18 protein-coding genes are annotated in these 18,494 nt (G+C 35.7%); 7 read left to right on the forward strand and 11 right to left on the reverse strand.

What is annotated here, in order from left to right:
• Positions 1-70 precede the first annotated feature (70 nt).
• Positions 71-823: a hypothetical protein gene (locus ACIQZG_RS17565; protein ID WP_402756761.1), complete on the reverse strand. Its 753-nt coding sequence runs from the start codon at positions 821-823 to the stop codon at positions 71-73.
• Between the two features lie 172 nt (positions 824-995).
• On the opposite strand from ACIQZG_RS17565, the gene ACIQZG_RS17570 reads away from it, so the two are divergent.
• Complete coding sequence (locus ACIQZG_RS17570) at positions 996-2,183, forward strand: FtsW/RodA/SpoVE family cell cycle protein (protein ID WP_402756762.1); 1,188 nt, start codon at positions 996-998, stop codon at positions 2,181-2,183.
• Between the two features lie 94 nt (positions 2,184-2,277).
• Here the strand turns inward: ACIQZG_RS17570 and ACIQZG_RS17575 are convergent, their stop codons facing one another.
• Entirely contained in the window at positions 2,278-2,415 is a 138-nt protein-coding gene (locus ACIQZG_RS17575; RefSeq protein ID WP_402756763.1) for an Lmo0850 family protein, read from the reverse strand.
• Positions 2,416-2,967: 552 nt separating this feature from the next.
• On the opposite strand from ACIQZG_RS17575, the gene ACIQZG_RS17580 reads away from it, so the two are divergent.
• The 3 genes from ACIQZG_RS17580 to ACIQZG_RS17590 all read left to right on the forward strand — a co-directional run bounded on the left by ACIQZG_RS17580 (position 2,968) and on the right by ACIQZG_RS17590 (position 7,479).
• On the forward strand, positions 2,968-4,128 hold the full coding sequence (locus tag ACIQZG_RS17580) for an MFS transporter (protein WP_402756764.1): 1,161 nt from the start codon (positions 2,968-2,970) through the stop codon (positions 4,126-4,128).
• Positions 4,129-4,530: 402 nt separating this feature from the next.
• The gene (gene cls, locus ACIQZG_RS17585) at positions 4,531-5,988 is read left to right on the forward strand and encodes a cardiolipin synthase (RefSeq protein ID WP_402756765.1); all 1,458 of its coding nucleotides are present in this window, start codon (positions 4,531-4,533) and stop codon (positions 5,986-5,988) included.
• 132 nt (positions 5,989-6,120) lie between these two features.
• Positions 6,121-7,479 (forward strand): IS1182 family transposase, encoded by a 1,359-nt coding sequence (locus tag ACIQZG_RS17590; protein ID WP_402756766.1) that lies wholly within the window; start codon positions 6,121-6,123, stop codon positions 7,477-7,479.
• 146 nt (positions 7,480-7,625) lie between these two features.
• On the opposite strand, the gene ACIQZG_RS17595 is transcribed toward ACIQZG_RS17590, so the two are convergent.
• The 4 genes from ACIQZG_RS17595 to ACIQZG_RS17610 form a co-directional block, all read right to left on the reverse strand.
• Positions 7,626-8,396 carry a M15 family metallopeptidase gene (locus ACIQZG_RS17595; protein ID WP_402756767.1) on the reverse strand — a complete coding sequence of 257 codons (771 nt, stop codon included), beginning with the start codon at positions 8,394-8,396 and terminating at the stop codon, positions 7,626-7,628.
• Between the two features lie 213 nt (positions 8,397-8,609).
• Complete coding sequence (locus ACIQZG_RS17600) at positions 8,610-8,858, reverse strand: hypothetical protein (RefSeq protein WP_402756768.1); 249 nt, start codon at positions 8,856-8,858, stop codon at positions 8,610-8,612.
• A gap of 54 nt (positions 8,859-8,912) precedes the next feature.
• Positions 8,913-9,674, reverse strand: coding sequence for a membrane protein insertase YidC (gene yidC / locus ACIQZG_RS17605; protein WP_402756769.1), 762 nt, complete (start codon positions 9,672-9,674; stop codon positions 8,913-8,915).
• A gap of 210 nt (positions 9,675-9,884) precedes the next feature.
• A complete protein-coding gene (locus ACIQZG_RS17610) occupies positions 9,885-10,679 on the reverse strand; it encodes a helix-turn-helix transcriptional regulator (RefSeq protein WP_402756770.1) in 795 nt (264 codons plus the stop codon).
• A gap of 487 nt (positions 10,680-11,166) precedes the next feature.
• On the opposite strand from ACIQZG_RS17610, the gene ACIQZG_RS17615 reads away from it, so the two are divergent.
• From ACIQZG_RS17615 to ACIQZG_RS17625, 3 genes are all read left to right on the forward strand, one after another.
• On the forward strand, positions 11,167-11,817 hold the full coding sequence (locus tag ACIQZG_RS17615; protein ID WP_402756771.1) for a LytTR family DNA-binding domain-containing protein: 651 nt from the start codon (positions 11,167-11,169) through the stop codon (positions 11,815-11,817).
• Positions 11,818-12,125: 308 nt separating this feature from the next.
• The gene (scpC, locus tag ACIQZG_RS17620) at positions 12,126-13,646 is read left to right on the forward strand and encodes a succinyl-CoA:acetate CoA-transferase ScpC (RefSeq protein ID WP_402756772.1); all 1,521 of its coding nucleotides are present in this window, start codon (positions 12,126-12,128) and stop codon (positions 13,644-13,646) included.
• Positions 13,647-13,759: 113 nt separating this feature from the next.
• Entirely contained in the window at positions 13,760-14,908 is a 1,149-nt protein-coding gene (locus tag ACIQZG_RS17625) for an MFS transporter (protein WP_402756773.1), read from the forward strand.
• Positions 14,909-14,966: 58 nt separating this feature from the next.
• Here the strand turns inward: ACIQZG_RS17625 and ACIQZG_RS17630 are convergent, their stop codons facing one another.
• The 5 genes from ACIQZG_RS17630 to ACIQZG_RS17650 all read right to left on the reverse strand — a co-directional run bounded on the left by ACIQZG_RS17630 (position 14,967) and on the right by ACIQZG_RS17650 (position 18,462).
• On the reverse strand, positions 14,967-15,272 hold the full coding sequence (locus ACIQZG_RS17630) for a hypothetical protein (RefSeq protein ID WP_402756774.1): 306 nt from the start codon (positions 15,270-15,272) through the stop codon (positions 14,967-14,969).
• Between the two features lie 75 nt (positions 15,273-15,347).
• Complete coding sequence (locus ACIQZG_RS17635) at positions 15,348-15,797, reverse strand: GNAT family N-acetyltransferase (RefSeq protein ID WP_402756775.1); 450 nt, start codon at positions 15,795-15,797, stop codon at positions 15,348-15,350.
• Positions 15,798-16,123: 326 nt separating this feature from the next.
• Positions 16,124-16,405: a GNAT family N-acetyltransferase gene (locus ACIQZG_RS17640; RefSeq protein WP_402756776.1), complete on the reverse strand. Its 282-nt coding sequence runs from the start codon at positions 16,403-16,405 to the stop codon at positions 16,124-16,126.
• Between the two features lie 137 nt (positions 16,406-16,542).
• Positions 16,543-17,454: a DUF1002 domain-containing protein gene (locus tag ACIQZG_RS17645; RefSeq protein WP_402756777.1), complete on the reverse strand. Its 912-nt coding sequence runs from the start codon at positions 17,452-17,454 to the stop codon at positions 16,543-16,545.
• A gap of 153 nt (positions 17,455-17,607) precedes the next feature.
• Positions 17,608-18,462: a CvfB family protein gene (locus tag ACIQZG_RS17650; RefSeq protein ID WP_402756778.1), complete on the reverse strand. Its 855-nt coding sequence runs from the start codon at positions 18,460-18,462 to the stop codon at positions 17,608-17,610.
• Between the last annotated feature and the right edge of the window lie 32 nt (positions 18,463-18,494).

Consider the following 18,494-nt stretch of genomic DNA (forward strand, 5'->3'; position numbering starts at 1 on the left):
TCGCCTAGGCGTACTTGACTGCCCCAATATTAAATTGTGTAACTTAGACAATCACAAAAAAAACTTACATTTAAATAATATGAATTAATTCATCATGTTCGTTTTTCAAAATTGTATTTAAATCGTCCCAAACTTCATCTGGGAAAGAATAATCTGATAAGTTACGTATTTCAATGCCATAAGTCGATTTAGGTTTTTCTATTCTATATAAGGATAATAGTGCGCCTTCTTTTGCAAATGAGCGATACGCACGTAAAAACTCTGGTGTTAGAGAAGGAATAGTAGATTTCACTTTACGACGCCAAAAACTAATACTTCGTTCCTTTTCTTGAATTAAAGAATTAAAAACATTCGCTACAAGCAACTCAGAGTCGTTTAAATGACGGAAATAAATCTTTGTCATTTTTTCAATATCTGAAGAATAATAAACAAATCGATTTTGCAATTTGTTAAAAAACGGCGACGTAACCGGTTCTTTTTTGTGGCTTATGTAAAGCAATTCTGCCTGTTCCATCGGTGTTAGTTGATTCAACTTTCGTTCATCCATAAAATCGACCCAACAAAGTTCTTTTGATTCTGCAGATTTTTTCACAAAATGAGCAACTTCCTCATCAGGCACATAACCTAAATGTGTGTGCATGTTAAACGCGCCATCTTCATAGGAATGTTTTAGTAAAAGCAAGTGATGCAGCGGTTGCACTGAAGCCACGAATTGTGTAAGCTTTAACCCACTAAAAATAACGAATTTATCAACATCATTCATATGAATATAAATATGGTACATAAAATCTTCTGCTGACTTCAATTTTTTAGCCACATCCATCACCCCATTCTTCAATTCATTATAAGACTAAAATGTGTTTTTTTGAAACATTTTATCTACAAATTCGTCCCAACATTATACACAAGCAGAAATACATTTTATGCGTTATAATATTAGTGTTCAAAACATGCACATTACGTCTATATACAATACTTTTTATTAGGTGGCTTTTATGGAAAACAAACGAAATTTTTCGAACCGTTTCGACTGGACGCTCGCTATCATACTCTGTACGTTCTTAGTGATTAGCTTACTTGCTATTGCATCGGCACAAACATCTGGTCAATACGGCACTAACTTCGTGCCAAAACAAATACAATGGTACGTGATCGGAGCTGTAATTATCAGTATTGTCATGTTCTTCGAGCCAGATCAATACAAAAAAATGGCTTGGTACATGTACGCAGCTGGTATTGTGCTTTTAGTTCTACTTATTTTCATGCCTGAAGGACAAGGGCAGATTGGTCAAAAAGTTAACGGCGCCAAAAGTTGGTATCATACACCAATCGGGAATATTCAACCCTCCGAGTTTATGAAAACCTTCTATATTTTAGCACTTGCGCGACTAATCAGTAAGCATCATGAGGTCTACTCTTTAAAATCTATTAAATCCGACTTTATTTTACTTGGTAAAATTGCAGCAACACTTATTGTACCGCTAGCTTTAATAATGAAACAGCCTGACCTTGGTTCTTCTCTAGTATTCCTTGCCATTACAGCTGCGCTCGTTATTGTTGCAGGTGTTTCTTGGAAAATTATTTTACCACTGATTGCAGGTGCCGCTACCATAGGTGGGACACTTCTTTGGATGGCACTGTATATGCAAGATTTCTTAGAAGACAAATTCGGCTTCAAGGCCTATCAATTTGCTCGTATTTATTCTTGGCTGGATCCGTATTCATATTCATCAAGCGATGGTTATCATTTAATTACTTCCTTGAATGCGATAGGTTCCGGTGAAATCTTCGGAAAAGGGTTCCGTGAACGGGAAGTTTACGTTGCTGAGAACCATACAGATTTTATTTTTACTGTTATCGGAGAAGAATGGGGCTTCATTGGTGCAAGTTTCGTTATTTGTATATTCTTCTTATTAATTTATCATTTAACAAAAACAACCCTTTTATTGAAAGATCCATTTTCAACATATGTATGTGCTGGGATAATCGCGATGATCACCTTCCATGTATTCGAAAACATCGGAATGACCATTCAATTACTTCCGATTACTGGTATCCCACTACCGTTCATTAGCTACGGGGGAAGTTCTCTAATGGGGAACGCATTAGCAATCGGTCTAGTCTTTAGCATGCGCTTCCACTATCGTACGTATATGTTCACTACAAATGATGAAGAAGATTAAGAAAGCACTAAGCGGTTTGAAATCCAATATTTCTTTTTTAAAAATGGGTAGTCTCAATTTTTCGAGACTACCCATTTTTACATTTGAAAGCGAGTTAAGTTTGAACTTGCGGCGTTTGCGCTAGGGGTGTCAGTACTTTTAACAATTCCAAACGAGACTTTGTAACAGTAGCTGTCACACCCAACTTCGATAAATTCGAAACAATCTTTTTCAAATCTACTTCCTTCGTCATACGTTCCACCTCAATCTTTCCTCGAATTTATATAACGTTTTAATTATCAAAAAGTTTCATTTATTTAAGCGTAAGATGTCTGACATGTATTTATATCATATCACTTTACTCGCCTAATAAATTTTTCAATTATGTTACAATATTAAATTTTTACTACGCATAAATTAATACCGTTACCTCTAAAGTGTTCATATAAAAAGCTTTATATACCTCTCCAAAAGTATTTCTGCACATTCGGCCAATAAAATTGTCTTGCCGACTTAAATCGTAAGCTAATGCGCTGTATAAAGTTATTGTCATAGGGAAAGTCCGTATAACTTTATTTGGTTGAGAATCCAACTCTAGATGTAAACGCCCAGTTGACCTAATCCCACCTCCCCTTTTCTTGTCATTGAAATACCTTCAGAGGTAGAATATACATACCGTGTATCATTTAACGCTAGTTCTACGATTTTTTCTATTCGAACGTAGTTAACGCATAAAAATCAAAGATAGACAGCACGATAGGCAAGCTAATACGCAAGCCGAATCTGATAGAAAGCAGGGAACTGTATGAAAAAAGCAATTTTATTATTAATGTCTGTACAATTTCTCGTTTATTTAGGCTTCGGGATTATTATTCCCGTATTACCCGAAGTTATTGTACAAAATGGCTGGGCTGAGATGCATGTTGGTGGCTTACTAACCGTCTATTCACTCGCAAGCTTTTTCACTGCACCACTTTGGGGGATGCTGTCTGATCGAGTTGGCCGAAAACAGCTCATATTAACAGGGCTAGTTGGCTTTAGTCTCAGCTTTGTGATTTTCTCAATATTTATCGATAACTTAGTTATTCTGTATGCTTCACGTGTTGTAGGCGGACTATTTTCCGGCGCTTTGTATACAGCTGTTACAGGCTTTATTGGAGACATTTCAAGCGAGGAAGATCGAAATAAATATATGGGCTTTATGGGCATGTCCATTGGTCTTGGCTTCATCTTTGGACCGGCAATTGGCGGCGTACTCGGACATTATAGCTTGCAACTACCATTTATCGCCTCTGCGTCTCTAATTGCTCTATTATTTATTTATGCAAGTCTAGTATTAAAAGAACCAGAAAAGCATAAAGAAGCAAATAAACGCGCAATTGTGCCTAAGGGTGCTGGAAAAATGCTGCAATACCGCGTACGTTATTTATTTATATTCTCCTTCTTAGTAACATTTATGTTAGCAGGTGTAGAAGCGACATTCCAACTTTTCCAAATTGATCGTATTCATATTACACCTCTGCAAATCGGTTACCTATTTATGTTTAGCGGCTTTGTTGACGCAGCAATTCAGGGCGGTGTCGTACGACGTATAAAAGATGGCGCAGAAACAAGCTGGTTAATTGGTGCACAAATTATTACTGCTAGCGGAATGATTTTATTTACCCTAACATCTAACCTATTCTTGGCTGGACTTGCACTTTGTGTGTTCACCGCAGGTAACGCTCTAGCAAGAACATGTGTCGTATCACTTTCCACTAAGGAATCTGGAGGTCAATACGGTACTGCAGCTGGACTTTCCTACTCTATGGATAATTTAGGTCGTATTCTAGGTCCACTATTCTTTACATGGTTGTTCACAATAGAATCAAATCTTGGCTATTATATTTCCGCATCTATTGCAGTCATGTCAATTTTGCTGATCTATATCTATAAAGCTTCTAAGAAATCTTTGCGCTTTGAATAATTTTTTAAAAAGACGTAACGCTATAAAGTTACGTCTTTTTTTATTAGTCTTTCAAAGTAATAATCATGATAAATCTAATTTTATATTTCAGATTACGCCATCATTTCCCTAGTATCCCTTTATATTTAGAAACTGTCAGCGTAACTTCTTTCATTCAACATTAAAAGTAAGCTATACTAAATACACGGTCGAATATAATTAATTACATCCTGACGTAATAGCGCTTGAATTCTAGTTTCTACTTGCACAATTCGTTCCTCTTAAAATTCGCGACATCCACCTAAGAGTCCCACTATTTCGTCTACGTCTAAACGTCGCGAAATGACAGTCAAAAATCATATTCATCTTACCACCTAAAAAAGCGGTGGATTTTTACTAAATAAGTTAAAGGCAGGATAAAAAATGAGCTTATTCACAGAATTAAATTTTTTCGTACCTTTAACTTTAGTGGCCAATATTTTATTAGCCATGATGGTTATCTTTTTAGAGCGTAAAGACCCTTCCTCAACTTGGGCATGGATACTTGTATTATTTTTCATCCCTTTAGTTGGATTCATATTATATTTAATGTTTGGAAGAAAGTTGCGTAAAAAGCATCTTTTTCGATGGGAAGGACGCAAAGATATCGGGATTGATAATCTTATTAGGTACCAAAAAGAAGCGATTCAAGAGGATACTTTTGAGTTTCGCATAAATAACGCTGAGAACTATAAAGATTTAATTTACATGCATTTGAAAACAAATAACGCTGTGCTAACACAAGATAATCGCGTCAAAATTTTCGATGATGGTGCGAATAAATTTGAAGCTTTGCTAAATGATATTGAATCTGCGAAAGACCACATTCATATTCAATATTATATTTTCCGTATTGACGATTTAGGTACTCGCATCGTCAACGCTCTTATTAAAAAAGCTAAACAAGGCGTCAAAATACGTTTATTGTATGATGAGATGGGTTCACGCAATGTAAAAAAGCGTCACTTTAAAAAGTTACTAGCTGTTGGGGGAGAAGTTGAAGTATTTTTCCCATCGATCTTTCCACTCGTTAACCCACGTCTAAATTTCCGAAATCATCGTAAAATAGTTGTCATAGATGGTCGCGTTGGCTATATCGGAGGCTTTAATGTAGGTGATGAGTACCTCGGTCTCCAAAAGAAATTTGGCTACTGGCGAGATACGCACATGCGTATTGAAGGTAGTGCTGTCCATCCATTACAAACACGATTTCTACTCGATTGGAATCAAGCTTGTGAGCAACAAAAAATGGGATACTCGGATAGATATTTTCCCGCGATACCTGAGAAAGGTGATGCAGGATTACAAATTGTATCGAGTGGACCTGACTCTGACTGGGAACAAATTAAAATCGGTTATTTAAAACTAATAAATATGGCGCAGAAATATATATATATTCAAACGCCCTATTTTATACCGGATGCAAGTTTTCTAGACGCCATTAAAATTGCTGCGTTGTCAGGTATTGATGTCCGTATAATGATTCCAAACAAACCAGATCATATGTTTGTTTACTGGGCTACATATTCATATGTCGGCCAATTACTACGTGCAGGGGCTAAAGTGTATATATACGAAAAGGGCTTTATCCACGCTAAAACCATTGTTATTGATGATGAGGCGTCTACTGTCGGTACAGCCAATATTGATGTACGCAGCTTTAGCTTAAACTTTGAAGTAAATGCCTTTATTTATGATTGTCCAATTTCCCATCAACTTGCAGAAATTTTTGAAAAGGACATGTTTGACTGCACAGAACTTACATTGGAAATATATCAAAACCGATCGAACTTAATTAAGTTTAAAGAATCGATTTCACGTTTATTAACGCCAATATTATAAAGAGGAGTGGGCATACGCCCACTCCTCAGACTGTAGACAAACTCGAAAAATTCGAGTTTGTCTACAGTCTTTTTTCTTTTAAAATAAAATTAGTGCTTAAGATTAAAGTGAAAACTACTAGAGGTGATATATATGATGACGAAAACTCACAATCATGAACGTGATCAAATTGAAATGATAACTATTGATCAACTTGTACCACAAGACCATCTTGTAAGAAAGCTTGAGGCTGCGATTGATTTTTCTTTCATCTATCCACTAGTAGAACCACTGTATTCTAAATTAGGTCGCCCTAGTGTCGACCCAGTTGTATTAATCAAGATGACTTTTGTTCAATATGTATTTGGGATTCGTTCAATGCGTCAAACAATAAAAGAAATTGAGACGAACATGGCATATCGATGGTTTTTAGGATTTGGATTCCATTCGGAGGTACCGCACTTTTCTACCTTCGGTAAAAATTATGAACGTCGTTTTCAAGATACTGATATCTTTGAACAGATTTTCTATCGCATACTTAAAGAAATCGCTGATAAAGGTTTACTAAGTGCTGACCATGTTTTCATCGATTCAACTCATGTCAAAGCGAGTGCGAATAAACGTAAATTCGAAAAGAAAATGGTGCGTAAAGAGACTCGGGCATATGAAGCTAAACTTCAAGAAGAATTGAATCAAGATCGGATTGATCATGGGAAGAAACCATTTCCGCCAGATAAATTTGAAAAAGAAGAGATGAAGGAAATTAAAAAAAGTACGACAGACCCTGAAAGTGGCTACTATGTAAAAGATGAAAGGACTAAGCAGTTTGCTTACTCATTTCATGCAGCCGCGGATCGATATGGATTTATACTCGGATCAATTGTGACACCTGGTAATGTTCATGATAGTCATATGCTTCAACCACTTGTTGAAAAGGTAATGGAAAAAGTGAAAAAGCCACTAGCTGTTGCTGCCGATGCTGCTTATAAAACTCCTGCGATTACTAAATTCTTATTTGACCAAGATATTCAACCAGCACTTCCATATACACGGCCAAAAACGAAGGTTGGATTTTTACGTAAACAAGAATACGTATATGATGAGTATTATGATTGCTATCTTTGCCCGCAAGGGCAAGTCCTTAAATATTCGACTACTACTAAAGAAGGTAAACGTCAATATAAGTCGAACCCAGCTCAATGTGTAAACTGTCCTTTACTTGATCGATGCACAAATAGTAAGGATTATCGAAAAATCATTGAACGCCATATTTGGGCACAGTATGTGGAAGAAGCAGATCATCTTCGTCATCAGAACGATATTAAACAAATATATGCGAGACGTAAAGAAACAATTGAACGTGTCTTTGCGGATGCAAAAGAAAAGCATGGTATGCGATGGACAACCCTACGTGGGATAAAAAAATTGTCCATGCAAGCGATGCTTACTTTTGCTGCCATGAATTTAAAGAAGCTTGCCAATTGGACATGGCAAGCTCCAGAAATGGTCTAGCTCTGAATACTCGAAGAGTTCTATTGATTAAAATAAGACTGTAAAATACCAAAAAAACTTTCAAAAATACAAAAGGCTTTCAGGATGAGACGATTCTGAAGGCCTTTTGTCGACAATCTGAGGAGTGGGCATACGCCCACTCCTTTTTAATTTACACCTAAATATTCTTCTAATGTTATATCTTGTTTTTTTATCTCTTTGGCAATTTCAGTACCTACGTAACGATAATGCCAAGATTCATACATATAGCCTGTAATATGCTCCTTATTTTGCGGGAATCGTAAGATAAATCCGTATTCATCAGCATGAGTAAAAAGCCATTGTCCTGCTGCAGTTTCACCGAACTCCTCTGTAAGCCATAAATCTTCTTTACCTTTTTCGCCAATATCAAATGCCAAACCTGTTTGATGTTCAGAATAACCTGGGCGTGCACTATAACGATCAGCAGCATCCACCCCATCACGTTTGACGTAATTATTGTACAAAGTCGTTTGATATTCAAATGAGCGATAGCCACTAAATGCGACTAAATCAAAACCTTGTTGTTTCGCTGCAGCTAACATCGTATCAAGTGCAGCACGCGCAGTTTTATCTTCTTCTGGCGCAAAAGTTGACGGTAATGGATATCTTTTATTGGCTATTAAGATTTCTTTTATATAAGTTGGTTCTGTTGGCAATGTCTGATTAGGGATGTAACCATTTTTATCAGGCTTTACTTCTGGTTCTTTTGGTAATTCAGGTGTTTTTGATCCCTCATCAGCTGGTTTATTGTTTGAATTTTGCACTGTTGAATTTTCACCATTATCTGAGTTCACACCAACCTGGTTATTTTTATAATTGGCCACCACAAAAATGGAGATTATTAGAGCTGCCGAAATAATGGCGCCGATAATGATTTTTGTACGACTGTTTTTCACTTTTTATATGCCCCTTTTCACTTAACCTCTTGCCCTCATTTTATCACTGTTCACATTTTTAAGTATCTATTTTCACAATAATATTTTAGAAATGTTCCTATCTAAATAAATAGACTAAAAACAGATTTGATATTTAAACTTCAAGTTATATTGGACTAACTGTAGACTAAAGATAAAAACATCAATCGTATCTACAATTGATGTTTTCATTAATTATGATGTTACGATAATTGCCAAAACAGCCACTGAAGAGATACCAAAAAATATCGCCATATATTGCATCCACTTCGCCTCTTTGACATAACCTTGCTCTTTAAAACTTTTTGCTCTAAAACCGTTTGATAGCGCAAACATAACCGTCATAGAAAGTACTGCAAAATTAAAATTACCCTTTACGACAAATACAATGGCTAGAATACTAAAAAAAGCAACAAGGATGGAAGAAATCCATTTTGTATTCATTCATTTACCTCCTAAAAAAAATCGAGGCTACAAATCGCCTCGATATCTGCTCATTTATGAATTTGCTTTATCTGGATAATCCGAATAATATTTTCTACCAATATATGTTTGGAAAATTAATAACGCACCACTGACAGACCAATATAGTGGTAATGCCGCCATAGATGACATCGAAATAAAGACAATCATAATTGGTGAAATATAAATAAACATCTTCATTTGTGCTTTTTGTTGCTCTGGTACAGTCCATAAAGATACACGCGCTTGTACTAAGTAGACAAGACCGGCAATGATCGTCATAACGATATCCGGCGACCCTAGGCTAAACCATAAAAACTGATGTGTTTTTACATCGGCTGAATATAAAATCGCAAAGTACAGACCCATAATAATTGGCATTTGGATTAACATTGGTAAGCAACCCATATTCATTGGATTGATGCCGTGTTTTTTGTATAGACCAACCATTTCTTGTTGATATTGCATTTGCTCTTCTTTTGTTTCAGCTTCTTTCATTTTCTTTTGAACTTCTTCAAGTTCTGGCTTAAATGCGTCCATTTTCGTTTTCATCGTTTGTTGCTGACGATAGTTTTTCAACATAATCGGCATTAAAATTAATCGTATTAACACTGTAATCGCAATAATTGCAAGTCCATAGCTACCTGAAAAAATGTCATTCCCTAAAAACTCCAGCATAAATTCCATAGGTTTAACAAAAACACTATAGAAAAAGCCCTCTTTGTTTTCAACGGCCTGACATCCACTAAGAACGAAGACAACTAATCCAAGCATTGATAATAGCTTCAAATTCTTCATTTTTTCACCCACTATTAATTTTCAACTAATGTGAAGTATACCTTATCAAGACTTACATAATCAAATAGCAGGCGCTGTAATATACGAATTTCAAATGCAATCATGTAGTTAACAATTAGGATTGCATTTTGTTATTTCTTCATAAGTACTTCTAGTTGTAATCTAAGATACATTCAAACCATAGCATCCGTTAAACTGTGCAGATTTTAATTATACGTTTTGAAGTTCCAATTCTGCCATCTCAAAACGATAAAATTCATGATGCAACTCATCACGGAAATGCTTAGGTGTTACATTCGTATATTTTTTGAAAATACGTGTGAAATAACTTTGGTTACAGAAATGGAACTGATCTGAAATAGATGTAATGCTCTTATTAGTATGTCGTAAATAATATTGTGATTCTTCTACACGACGGACATTTAGATATTCTACAAGCGTAATACCGACATGTTCTCTAAAAATACGAGATAAATGACTTGTACTTATATGGAAGTTGTTTGCAATTATCTCCACTGTTAAGTCATTTTCTAATTCATCGTTTATGTACATTATTACTTTATTAACCGTTTGATGACGGAATGTCGGTTGTTTTCGATCTGCAATAAAGTAAATGAAGAAATCAATCAAGTCATCTGCAAACTGTAAAAACTCTGCATCTTTCATTTGATTTTCAATCATATCATTACATGCAACATTGAAAGCAAATGCTTTTTTCGATGGTACTTGATTGTCTAGCAATTTACGCGCAACAATCGATGATAAAACCGAAAAGTAGCCACGGACTATTTTAATAACTTGCTTACCAAAACGGATTGAAAGAATATCAATTATTTCATGCAAAGATTTCTTTGCCTTTGCTGACTCTAGATGATAAATTTCAAATATTAATTTTGACTCAATATTAAAAAATTCTTCCACACCGACGTATTGGTTAATATTATCGATTTCTTGAAAGTATCTTTTTGATATCGTTTCTGACATAGAATGTTGATGTAGTTGCATAATCTTCCCCATCTTTCCTCAGAGTACACGAATAACCTTACATGAATCGACATCAATCTAAAACTTAAAATGCTTTTTCGCCATTTTAAGGATAAATCGAGTACTTATTTTCATAATTTTGTGATCTTAAATTAATAATAACCTGCCATTAATACTACAAGACTAAAATAATTTAGACTGTACAGTGGATTTTACCATATTTTGCGATTTTCTTTCAACCATATTTTGCCGCATATTATAGTGCTAATTTATCATTCAAACGTAGTAGAAACTACAGAAAACAATTATTTACCAATCATATTTTACCACATACAATATAAAATATATTAGTAATTAATTAAAATTAATTACATATTATGTAACCTTCCTTACTCTATTCAACATTTCTCTAGCTTATTCCTAAATCTTCTCTATATAATTTGTATGAATTTGTAGTAAAATAGATGATAATAATATTTTTTACAAAGTACAAAATGAGGTGTTAATAGTGGATCCAAAGCAAATAGAAGAAATTATGGATATTATTAAGGAGTTTTTCCCTGAAAATACATCCATCGCAATCTCAGACACAAATGAATACTTGTATTACCAGCCAAGCAAAAAAGTAGATTTAAAAATAAAACCAGGTGACCCTATCAAAGAAGGTTCAGCTGCACACAAAGCATTAGCTTATGGTCAAAAAATCAGCACGTACATCGAACCAGATGTGTTTGGTGTTGCTTATTTCGGTATGAGTATCCCTCTTATGGAAGAAGGCGAAACAAAAGGTGCCATTACTGCCATTTTCCCACAAAAGCCATCAGCATTTTTAACAAACTACATCACGATTAAAATTGATGACTGTTGGTACCCAATTAAACATGATCAAGTAATTTACCTTGAAACACAACTTCGTAAAACATTTGTCAAAACTATGGGACGTGAAGGTTATCATCGTCTAAACTTAAGTGACCTTGAACTATTCCTAGCACCAGACTCATTTATTCGATGCCACCGCTCTTACATCGTCAACATCGATTATATTGACGAGATTCAACCGGATTCACATTCAACATTCTTATTAATTATGAAAGACGGGACTAGAATTCCTGTCAGTCAACGTTATGCGAGCTACTTCCGTCGCTCATTAGGCTTCTAATTTTTTAAAAAGTACAATAATCATTTTTCTCTAGTTGAATGATTATTGTATTTTTTCTTAAGTTTGGATATTTTCAAAAAGACTAATCTACATTAAAGCGTTTTCTCTGTCATTAATGCTCGAATTTTCTCGATTAATCTTTTTTTAGGCAATTTAATGTTGTTTATACAGTTTTTGTGACACATTGGTGATAGTATTAATCAAATGGTTGGAGTCATACTACAACTAAATAAACAGAAAATTCTCACAAGATTTTCTTGTTTTGTAAACGGTTTCCATCAATAATTTTTTAGGGGAGGATTTTTTTTATGGATGCAATTATTCAAAAACGTATAGGTATTAAAGAACTTGAAAGTAAAATCGTTACAGCTGATGTAGCTGCAGCACTTATTTCAGATGGTGATGTAGTAGGTATGAGTGGATTCACTCGTGCGGGGGATGCAAAAGTTGTTCCTATGGCATTAGTAGAACGCGCTAAAAATGAAAAATTCAAAATTGATGTATATACAGGCGCTTCTTTAGGCCCTGAAGTAGATAAATATTTAGCTGAGGCTGGCGTTATCCGCAAACGTGGACCATTCCAAGGGGATGCTGGTATCCGTAATCTTATCAACTCTGGTGATATTCAATATGTAGATGCACATCTTTCTCATAACGCTGAATTAGTTCGCCAAGGAATTATCGGACCAATTAAATATTTAATTCTTGAAGCTGTTGCTATTACAGAAGATGGATTAATTATCCCTACAAATTCTGTAGGTAACTCACCTATTTTTGCCGAGTATGCTGAAAATATTATTGTCGAATTAAATATCTCTCACCCAGAAGCTTTAATCGGCATTCATGATATTTACGTACCTGCTGAACAAGGTGAGCGTGAAGCAATTCCAATGACTGATGCTACACAACGTATTGGTGAAATTGGTATTAAAGTAGATCCAGCAAAAATTAAAGCAATCGTTATTTCTGAAGAGCCAGATGCTCCTTCATTAATCGTTCCTCCAGATGAAGAAACACAAACAATGGCGAACATTTTATTAGATTTCTTCCGCGATGAAATTAAAGCTGGTCGTTTAACGAACAAATTAATGCCATTACAATCTGGTGTAGGTTCTGTAGCAAATGCTGTACTTGATGGCTTCGCTGATTCAGAATTTGAAGATTTAGTTGTTGCTTCTGAAGTACTTCAAGATGCTGTATTCAACCTAATCGATGCTGGAAAAGTTAAATTTGCAGCTGCTACTTCAATTACACTTACTGAAGAATTACAGAAAAAAGTATATGGCAATTTAGAAAAGTATGCTGATAAAATTTGCTTACGTCCACAAGAAATTTCTAACCACCCTGAGCTTATCCGTCGTTTGGGCTTAATCTCTATCAACACGGCTCTTGAATTAGACATTTATGGTAACGTAAACTCTACACACGTTTCAGGTACAAAAATGATGAATGGTATCGGTGGTTCTGGTGACTTCGCACGTAATGCGCGTCTTGGTATCTTCGTAACAAAATCATACGCAAAAGGTGGCGCGATTTCTTCAATCGTACCAATGGTTTCACACGTAGACCATACTGAACACGATGTAGATGTAATCGTTACTGAACAAGGAATCGCTGATTTACGCGGCCTTGCTCCAAAAGAGCGAGTACCACTAATCATCGAAAACTGCGTTCACCCAGATTACAAAGAACAATTATGGGATTACTACAACCGTGCTCTTGAAGCGACAGGAAACCAACAAACACCTCATATTTTAGAGGAAGCTCTTTCTTGGCACGTAAACCTTGCTAAAAACAAAACAATGAAAAAAGAAATCGCAAAAGCTTAATTTCTTTTCTTTTAAGACCACTTGATGAGTCCTTTATGACTAATCAAGCGGTCTTTTTTTGTCGAAAATGATATAATGAAAGCATTACGGCGTAATTTGTTGTTGGAGGAAATATGAAGTCATTTATTTATGTAATAATATTCTTTTCTTTTTTCGATTTATTTACACAACTTCCTGTTATGAGTACTTATGCAGAATCTTTAGGTGCATCTGCCTTTTTAACAGGGTTAGCAGTAGGTATGTATTCCCTCTCTAACACTTTCGGTAATATTATTTCCGGTTTTTTAACTGATCGCAAAGGACCTTTTATGATTTTAGTCATAGGTCTACTAACAACAGGCGTTTCTTTGACTTTATACAATTTAGTAGATGACCCTACCTTTCTACTAGTTGTGCGTTTTATACATGGCTTAGTAGCTGGCTTTATTGTCCCTGCCGCCTTTACATTTTTGGCAAACGCTACAGAACAAGAGAAACGCGGAAAAGGGAGTGCAATCTCCGGGGCATTCGTTGGGATTGCAGCTATAATAGGTCCCGCTTTTAGTGGCATTCTCGCAAGCCGTACAAGCGTACCGTTTGTATTCAATATTACTGCTAGCTTCATGCTTATTTTAGGAGTCCTTGCATTCTTCTTATTAAAAACTGCTAAAGCAAAAAAAGAAGAAACTGTATCTAGTAAACGTATTCCAATTAGTGTTTTCTTTAATAATATTGGTACATTAAAGGCCTTTTCAGGCGCTTTCTTCTTAATGTTTTCACAAGGGGTCATCGCCTATTTATTACCGTTAAAAGTGCAATCTTTAGGTTTTGATTCTCGAGTAAGTGGTACGTTAATGAGTGTATTTGGCATTGTCGCTGTCCTTGTTTTCATCTTACCAACAAATCGAATTTTCGATAAAGTTGCACCCATTAAAACACTAGCATTAGGAATTAGCCTTATGGGGATTAGTCAAATACTTATTAGTCAGGCAGATTCTAGCACATTGTTATATTTGGCAATGATTTGCTATGGTTGTGGATTTGGATTTTTATTCCCTTCCGTCAACTCACTTTTAATTGACTCTACAACAGTTGAAATACGAGGAAAAGCCTATGGTTATTTCTATGCCTTCTTCTCTTTAGGTGTTGTACTTGGTTCGTCCTTACTTGGTTGGCTATCGCTCGGTATTACAAGCGGCTTTATCTTTACAGGATTCGTGCTACTATGCTTTGCTGGTTTCACGATTATTCCAATTAAAAATAAAACCTCTCAACACATTTAAAGAACTTTAAGAAGAATAACAACAAAAACCTTCTCACCGTTACATGAGAAGGTTTTTTTCATTTTTCTTTTGCTTGAATTTCTTCGTTATAAAAATGAACAGCCGTATGACCGCCACCTTCAGCAACCATTTCATTTGATGCAAGATTAGTCGGCGTTGTCCCAGCTTCCGTAGCCACTTCCACCTTTACGCGTTCAGCAATGTTTGAATTCATATCGACTCTAGATGTATTCATATAAGATTCTAATTTAGACTTTGCGTTATTAAACATTTCAAGCGTCTTTTCACGGTTTTCCTTTTTACTCAAATAAGAAGCAGCAAATCCCGCTAATCCTGCAAATATAATTCCTTTACCTTTTGCCATCCTAAATTCCTCCTAAAAATTAAAGAAATAAGCCTTATTTACATAGCTTTCCCCTATTCTTTAGAAAGTTAAACATTACTTCTTGGGTTTGTACAACATATCTCGGTGAGGCAAACTATCATAAATATAAGGCTCTGATACTGGTTCAAAACCGAATGATCCGTAAAAACCCTTTAAATATTCTTGTGCTTGGATAAATACTTCAGAACCCGGCCATTCTTTTTCAATCGTATCTAGTGCTAGTTGAATCATTTCTTTACCTAAACCTGTTCCACGTGTCTCTTGACTCGTAATCACACGACCTAAAGAGGCCATTTCAAATTTTTCCCCTGGGGGTAATAAACGTGTATACGCGAATATTTTCCCATCTTTCGCATATGATAAATGTATGGAGTTTTGATCGTGATCATCTAAATCCTCATAACATGTTTGTTGTTCTACAATAAACACATTTACTCGTAATTGTATAATTTTATATAGCTCTTCTTTCGATAATTCATCATACGTTTGAATTTTCCAAGACATACTCTATCACTCTCCTAATCGATATTATCGCACAATTCTAATATTATTTTCATCAATTATTATAAAATTGTAATTGCTTTTGATTATATCTAAAGATCAGAGGGAAATAATGAAATATTATAAATGATAGGATGGTGGTAATTATGAAAGAAGTAGATGTAACCTATGATTGGGTAGATATGGCTTCATTGATCGGAGGGGCCGCTTTTTTAACTATGCTTGTTTATGGTGTCATGCAACTTTAAGGAGTGTACTAAATTATGGCAGGGAAAATTAAAGGGGCAATCCACACATCAGCAAAGAGCTAATGAAGGATTGCCTTATTTTTATTGTTTCACATCATCATATGCATCTGATTTATCAAAAGCAGCAACTACATACGTACAAACTGCTTGCATCTTGTACTTGTTTTCACGTGCATACTCTGCAGCACGATCCAGTAATTTTTTCGCTACCCCTTGTCCACGAAGCTTATCAGATACAACGGTATGGTCCATTACCATCACTTCACCTTGCTGTACCCAAGAAATTTCTGCTAAACGCTCACCGTTCTGCTCGCCTACAAATGCAAACTTATTATCCCCTAGCTCTTGTAATTGGAATTCCATTTCTCACCACTCCTTTTTTTCATAGTAACATAGAGTTTTTCCGCATTACAAAGAAAGTGGTCTTATTTTCCTTTTAAACTCGCTAAACAAAATAAGAAAAAGCTTATTGCCAATTGTGACAATAAGCTTTTGCATCATTAGTTAAACCATGAAGAAACAGTTTCTTTTAAATTGGCAAAGAAATTTTTCACACTTGCCCAAAAACCTTCATTTTCCATAAGTGCATCAAATTTCTCTTTTAATGTATTACTAATATCATCTAATTGCTCAGACCACTTACTAAAATCGATATCTAGTTTACTAATTTTGTCCATAAGGTCGACTAGCAATTGACGATCTTGTTCACTTAATTTAATGTCTAACTTACTTAATTGACCTTCTACGATTTGTTGAACTTCCTCACGTGATGTAGGGTTCAATTCCGCTATTTCTTTTTTAATTTCTGTTAATAATTCTGCAACTTTAGCATCTTCTACACCTGATGATTCTGCTATAGAAGTTGCGACAGATAATTCTTCATTGGCAACGTCTGTACGTTCCATATCAAGAGTTTCTCCAGTCGTTACTTCGTATGCTTTATAAATACCTACAAGCGCAGAATGACCAGTTACCGCTTTAGGTGCCGCTACTTGTACAGTTGCATCCTCAATACCTGCTGTTAGCATTGCATTGGCATACATCTCAGCTGTTACCTGTGTAATATTTTCCGGTGTGACAATTTCAATCACTAAGCCTTTTCCAGCATCTTTGCGCGTAATTTTCGCAGAAGAATACATACGTGAGCTTGAGTTACTGTCTTTAATGTATTTGACTAAATCTGACCCCGACACTGTAATTTCTTCAATTTCAGGTTCATCTTTTACTTTTAATGATTTTTTTACGGATTCTTTTTCGTCAGCTGATAAGTTTGCCCCATATACTACGATTGGCACACCAAGCTTTTCATCAATTGCTTTTTTGCTATTATCTGCTGCAAATCCCGAAGCGGGTGTCATCACACCTAATGCTAAAACGACTATCGCTAGCATTTTCATCCATTTTGTTTTCATGCTGTTACTCCTCTCGCTTTTTATGATTCCCTATATTGCAAATCATCCAGCTTTTATAGCTTACGTCGCTATACAACTATTAGTACGAAAAAATGACGGGAAGGTTTCATGTCATAGTTCATGTCTCATTCCTCGTCATTTTGTTTGTTGATGTTAAATTTCTTCGGTCCATCCTTCTTGTTGCTTAATCTTCCCGGCTTTCATAAGTGTACCCAACGCACGTTTAAATGCAGCCTTACTCATATGGAACATTTCTTGAATCTCATCTGGAGAAGATTTATCACCGAATGGCATTTTCCCACCAACTTCATGTAAATACTTCAAGATTTGCTCTGCATCTCCTGAAATGCGTTCATGTTTACGTGGTAAGAGTGACCCGTTCAACGAACCATCTTCTTTTACATCAATAATACGTACTTCTACATCTTGTCCAAGACGTGGTTCTGCTTGTCTCTCCGATTCATGGACAAAAATTCTATACGGTGTATCAACGCCTAAAAGAAATGAACCTACTGGTAGTAAACGGTATGGACGCGCTGTAATATTTTTATTATGCATCTCTTCCAAAGCGCCTTCATATAATTCAGAGATTTTCTCCTCCGTTGCTAAACGGCCAAATAAATCACCATTACGGTCTGTACGCAATGTCATAAATAAATGGTCGCCCGCAGCTGGCCATACCTCTTCTAGAGCAGGTAAGTCCTCAGCTTCTACTAACACTTCACGTGATGTGCCAATATCTACAAAAGCTCCTTCACGCGTCACGCGTAAAACACGTGCCCAACCGTATTCACCTTGTGCAAATGCCGGAATAGCAGTTGTAGCAGCTAAGTCACCACGGCGGTCTGCAAATAAAAATACTTTTAAACGGTCGCCTACTGTAAGTGGTTCCGTTACTTCAGATGCATTTAATGGGAGTTCAACTTCTCCATTCGTTAATATCCATTTAGATGTTTGTTGCTCTAAAACTGTTAATGTAACAACTTCACCTGATTTTAATTCGTTCATAATGTCTTCCTTTCTCTCTTACCTCTTATATT

This window comes from Lysinibacillus sp. NPDC096418 (genome assembly GCF_044762775.1).
GTDB lineage: Bacteria > Bacillota > Bacilli > Bacillales_A > Planococcaceae > Lysinibacillus.

What these genes read in the sequence shown, in the direction of transcription:
- scpC (WP_402756772.1), top strand. Translation starts at nt 12,126, where the DNA reads ATGGATGCAATTATTCAAAAACGTATAGGTATTAAAGAACTTGAAAGT.
- ACIQZG_RS17590 (WP_402756766.1), top strand. Translation starts at nt 6,121, where the DNA reads ATGATGACGAAAACTCACAATCATGAACGTGATCAAATTGAAATGATA.
- cls (WP_402756765.1), top strand. Translation starts at nt 4,531, where the DNA reads ATGAGCTTATTCACAGAATTAAATTTTTTCGTACCTTTAACTTTAGTG.
- ACIQZG_RS17575 (WP_402756763.1), bottom strand. Translation starts at nt 2,415, where the DNA reads ATGACGAAGGAAGTAGATTTGAAAAAGATTGTTTCGAATTTATCGAAG.
- ACIQZG_RS17565 (WP_402756761.1), bottom strand. Translation starts at nt 823, where the DNA reads ATGGATGTGGCTAAAAAATTGAAGTCAGCAGAAGATTTTATGTACCAT.
- ACIQZG_RS17650 (WP_402756778.1), bottom strand. Translation starts at nt 18,462, where the DNA reads ATGAACGAATTAAAATCAGGTGAAGTTGTTACATTAACAGTTTTAGAG.
- ACIQZG_RS17600 (WP_402756768.1), bottom strand. Translation starts at nt 8,858, where the DNA reads ATGAATACAAAATGGATTTCTTCCATCCTTGTTGCTTTTTTTAGTATT.
- ACIQZG_RS17610 (WP_402756770.1), bottom strand. Translation starts at nt 10,679, where the DNA reads ATGCAACTACATCAACATTCTATGTCAGAAACGATATCAAAAAGATAC.
- ACIQZG_RS17645 (WP_402756777.1), bottom strand. Translation starts at nt 17,454, where the DNA reads ATGAAAACAAAATGGATGAAAATGCTAGCGATAGTCGTTTTAGCATTA.
- ACIQZG_RS17625 (WP_402756773.1), top strand. Translation starts at nt 13,760, where the DNA reads ATGAAGTCATTTATTTATGTAATAATATTCTTTTCTTTTTTCGATTTA.
- ACIQZG_RS17580 (WP_402756764.1), top strand. Translation starts at nt 2,968, where the DNA reads ATGAAAAAAGCAATTTTATTATTAATGTCTGTACAATTTCTCGTTTAT.
- ACIQZG_RS17635 (WP_402756775.1), bottom strand. Translation starts at nt 15,797, where the DNA reads ATGTCTTGGAAAATTCAAACGTATGATGAATTATCGAAAGAAGAGCTA.
- ACIQZG_RS17570 (WP_402756762.1), top strand. Translation starts at nt 996, where the DNA reads ATGGAAAACAAACGAAATTTTTCGAACCGTTTCGACTGGACGCTCGCT.
- yidC (WP_402756769.1), bottom strand. Translation starts at nt 9,674, where the DNA reads ATGAAGAATTTGAAGCTATTATCAATGCTTGGATTAGTTGTCTTCGTT.
- ACIQZG_RS17640 (WP_402756776.1), bottom strand. Translation starts at nt 16,405, where the DNA reads ATGGAATTCCAATTACAAGAGCTAGGGGATAATAAGTTTGCATTTGTA.
- ACIQZG_RS17630 (WP_402756774.1), bottom strand. Translation starts at nt 15,272, where the DNA reads ATGGCAAAAGGTAAAGGAATTATATTTGCAGGATTAGCGGGATTTGCT.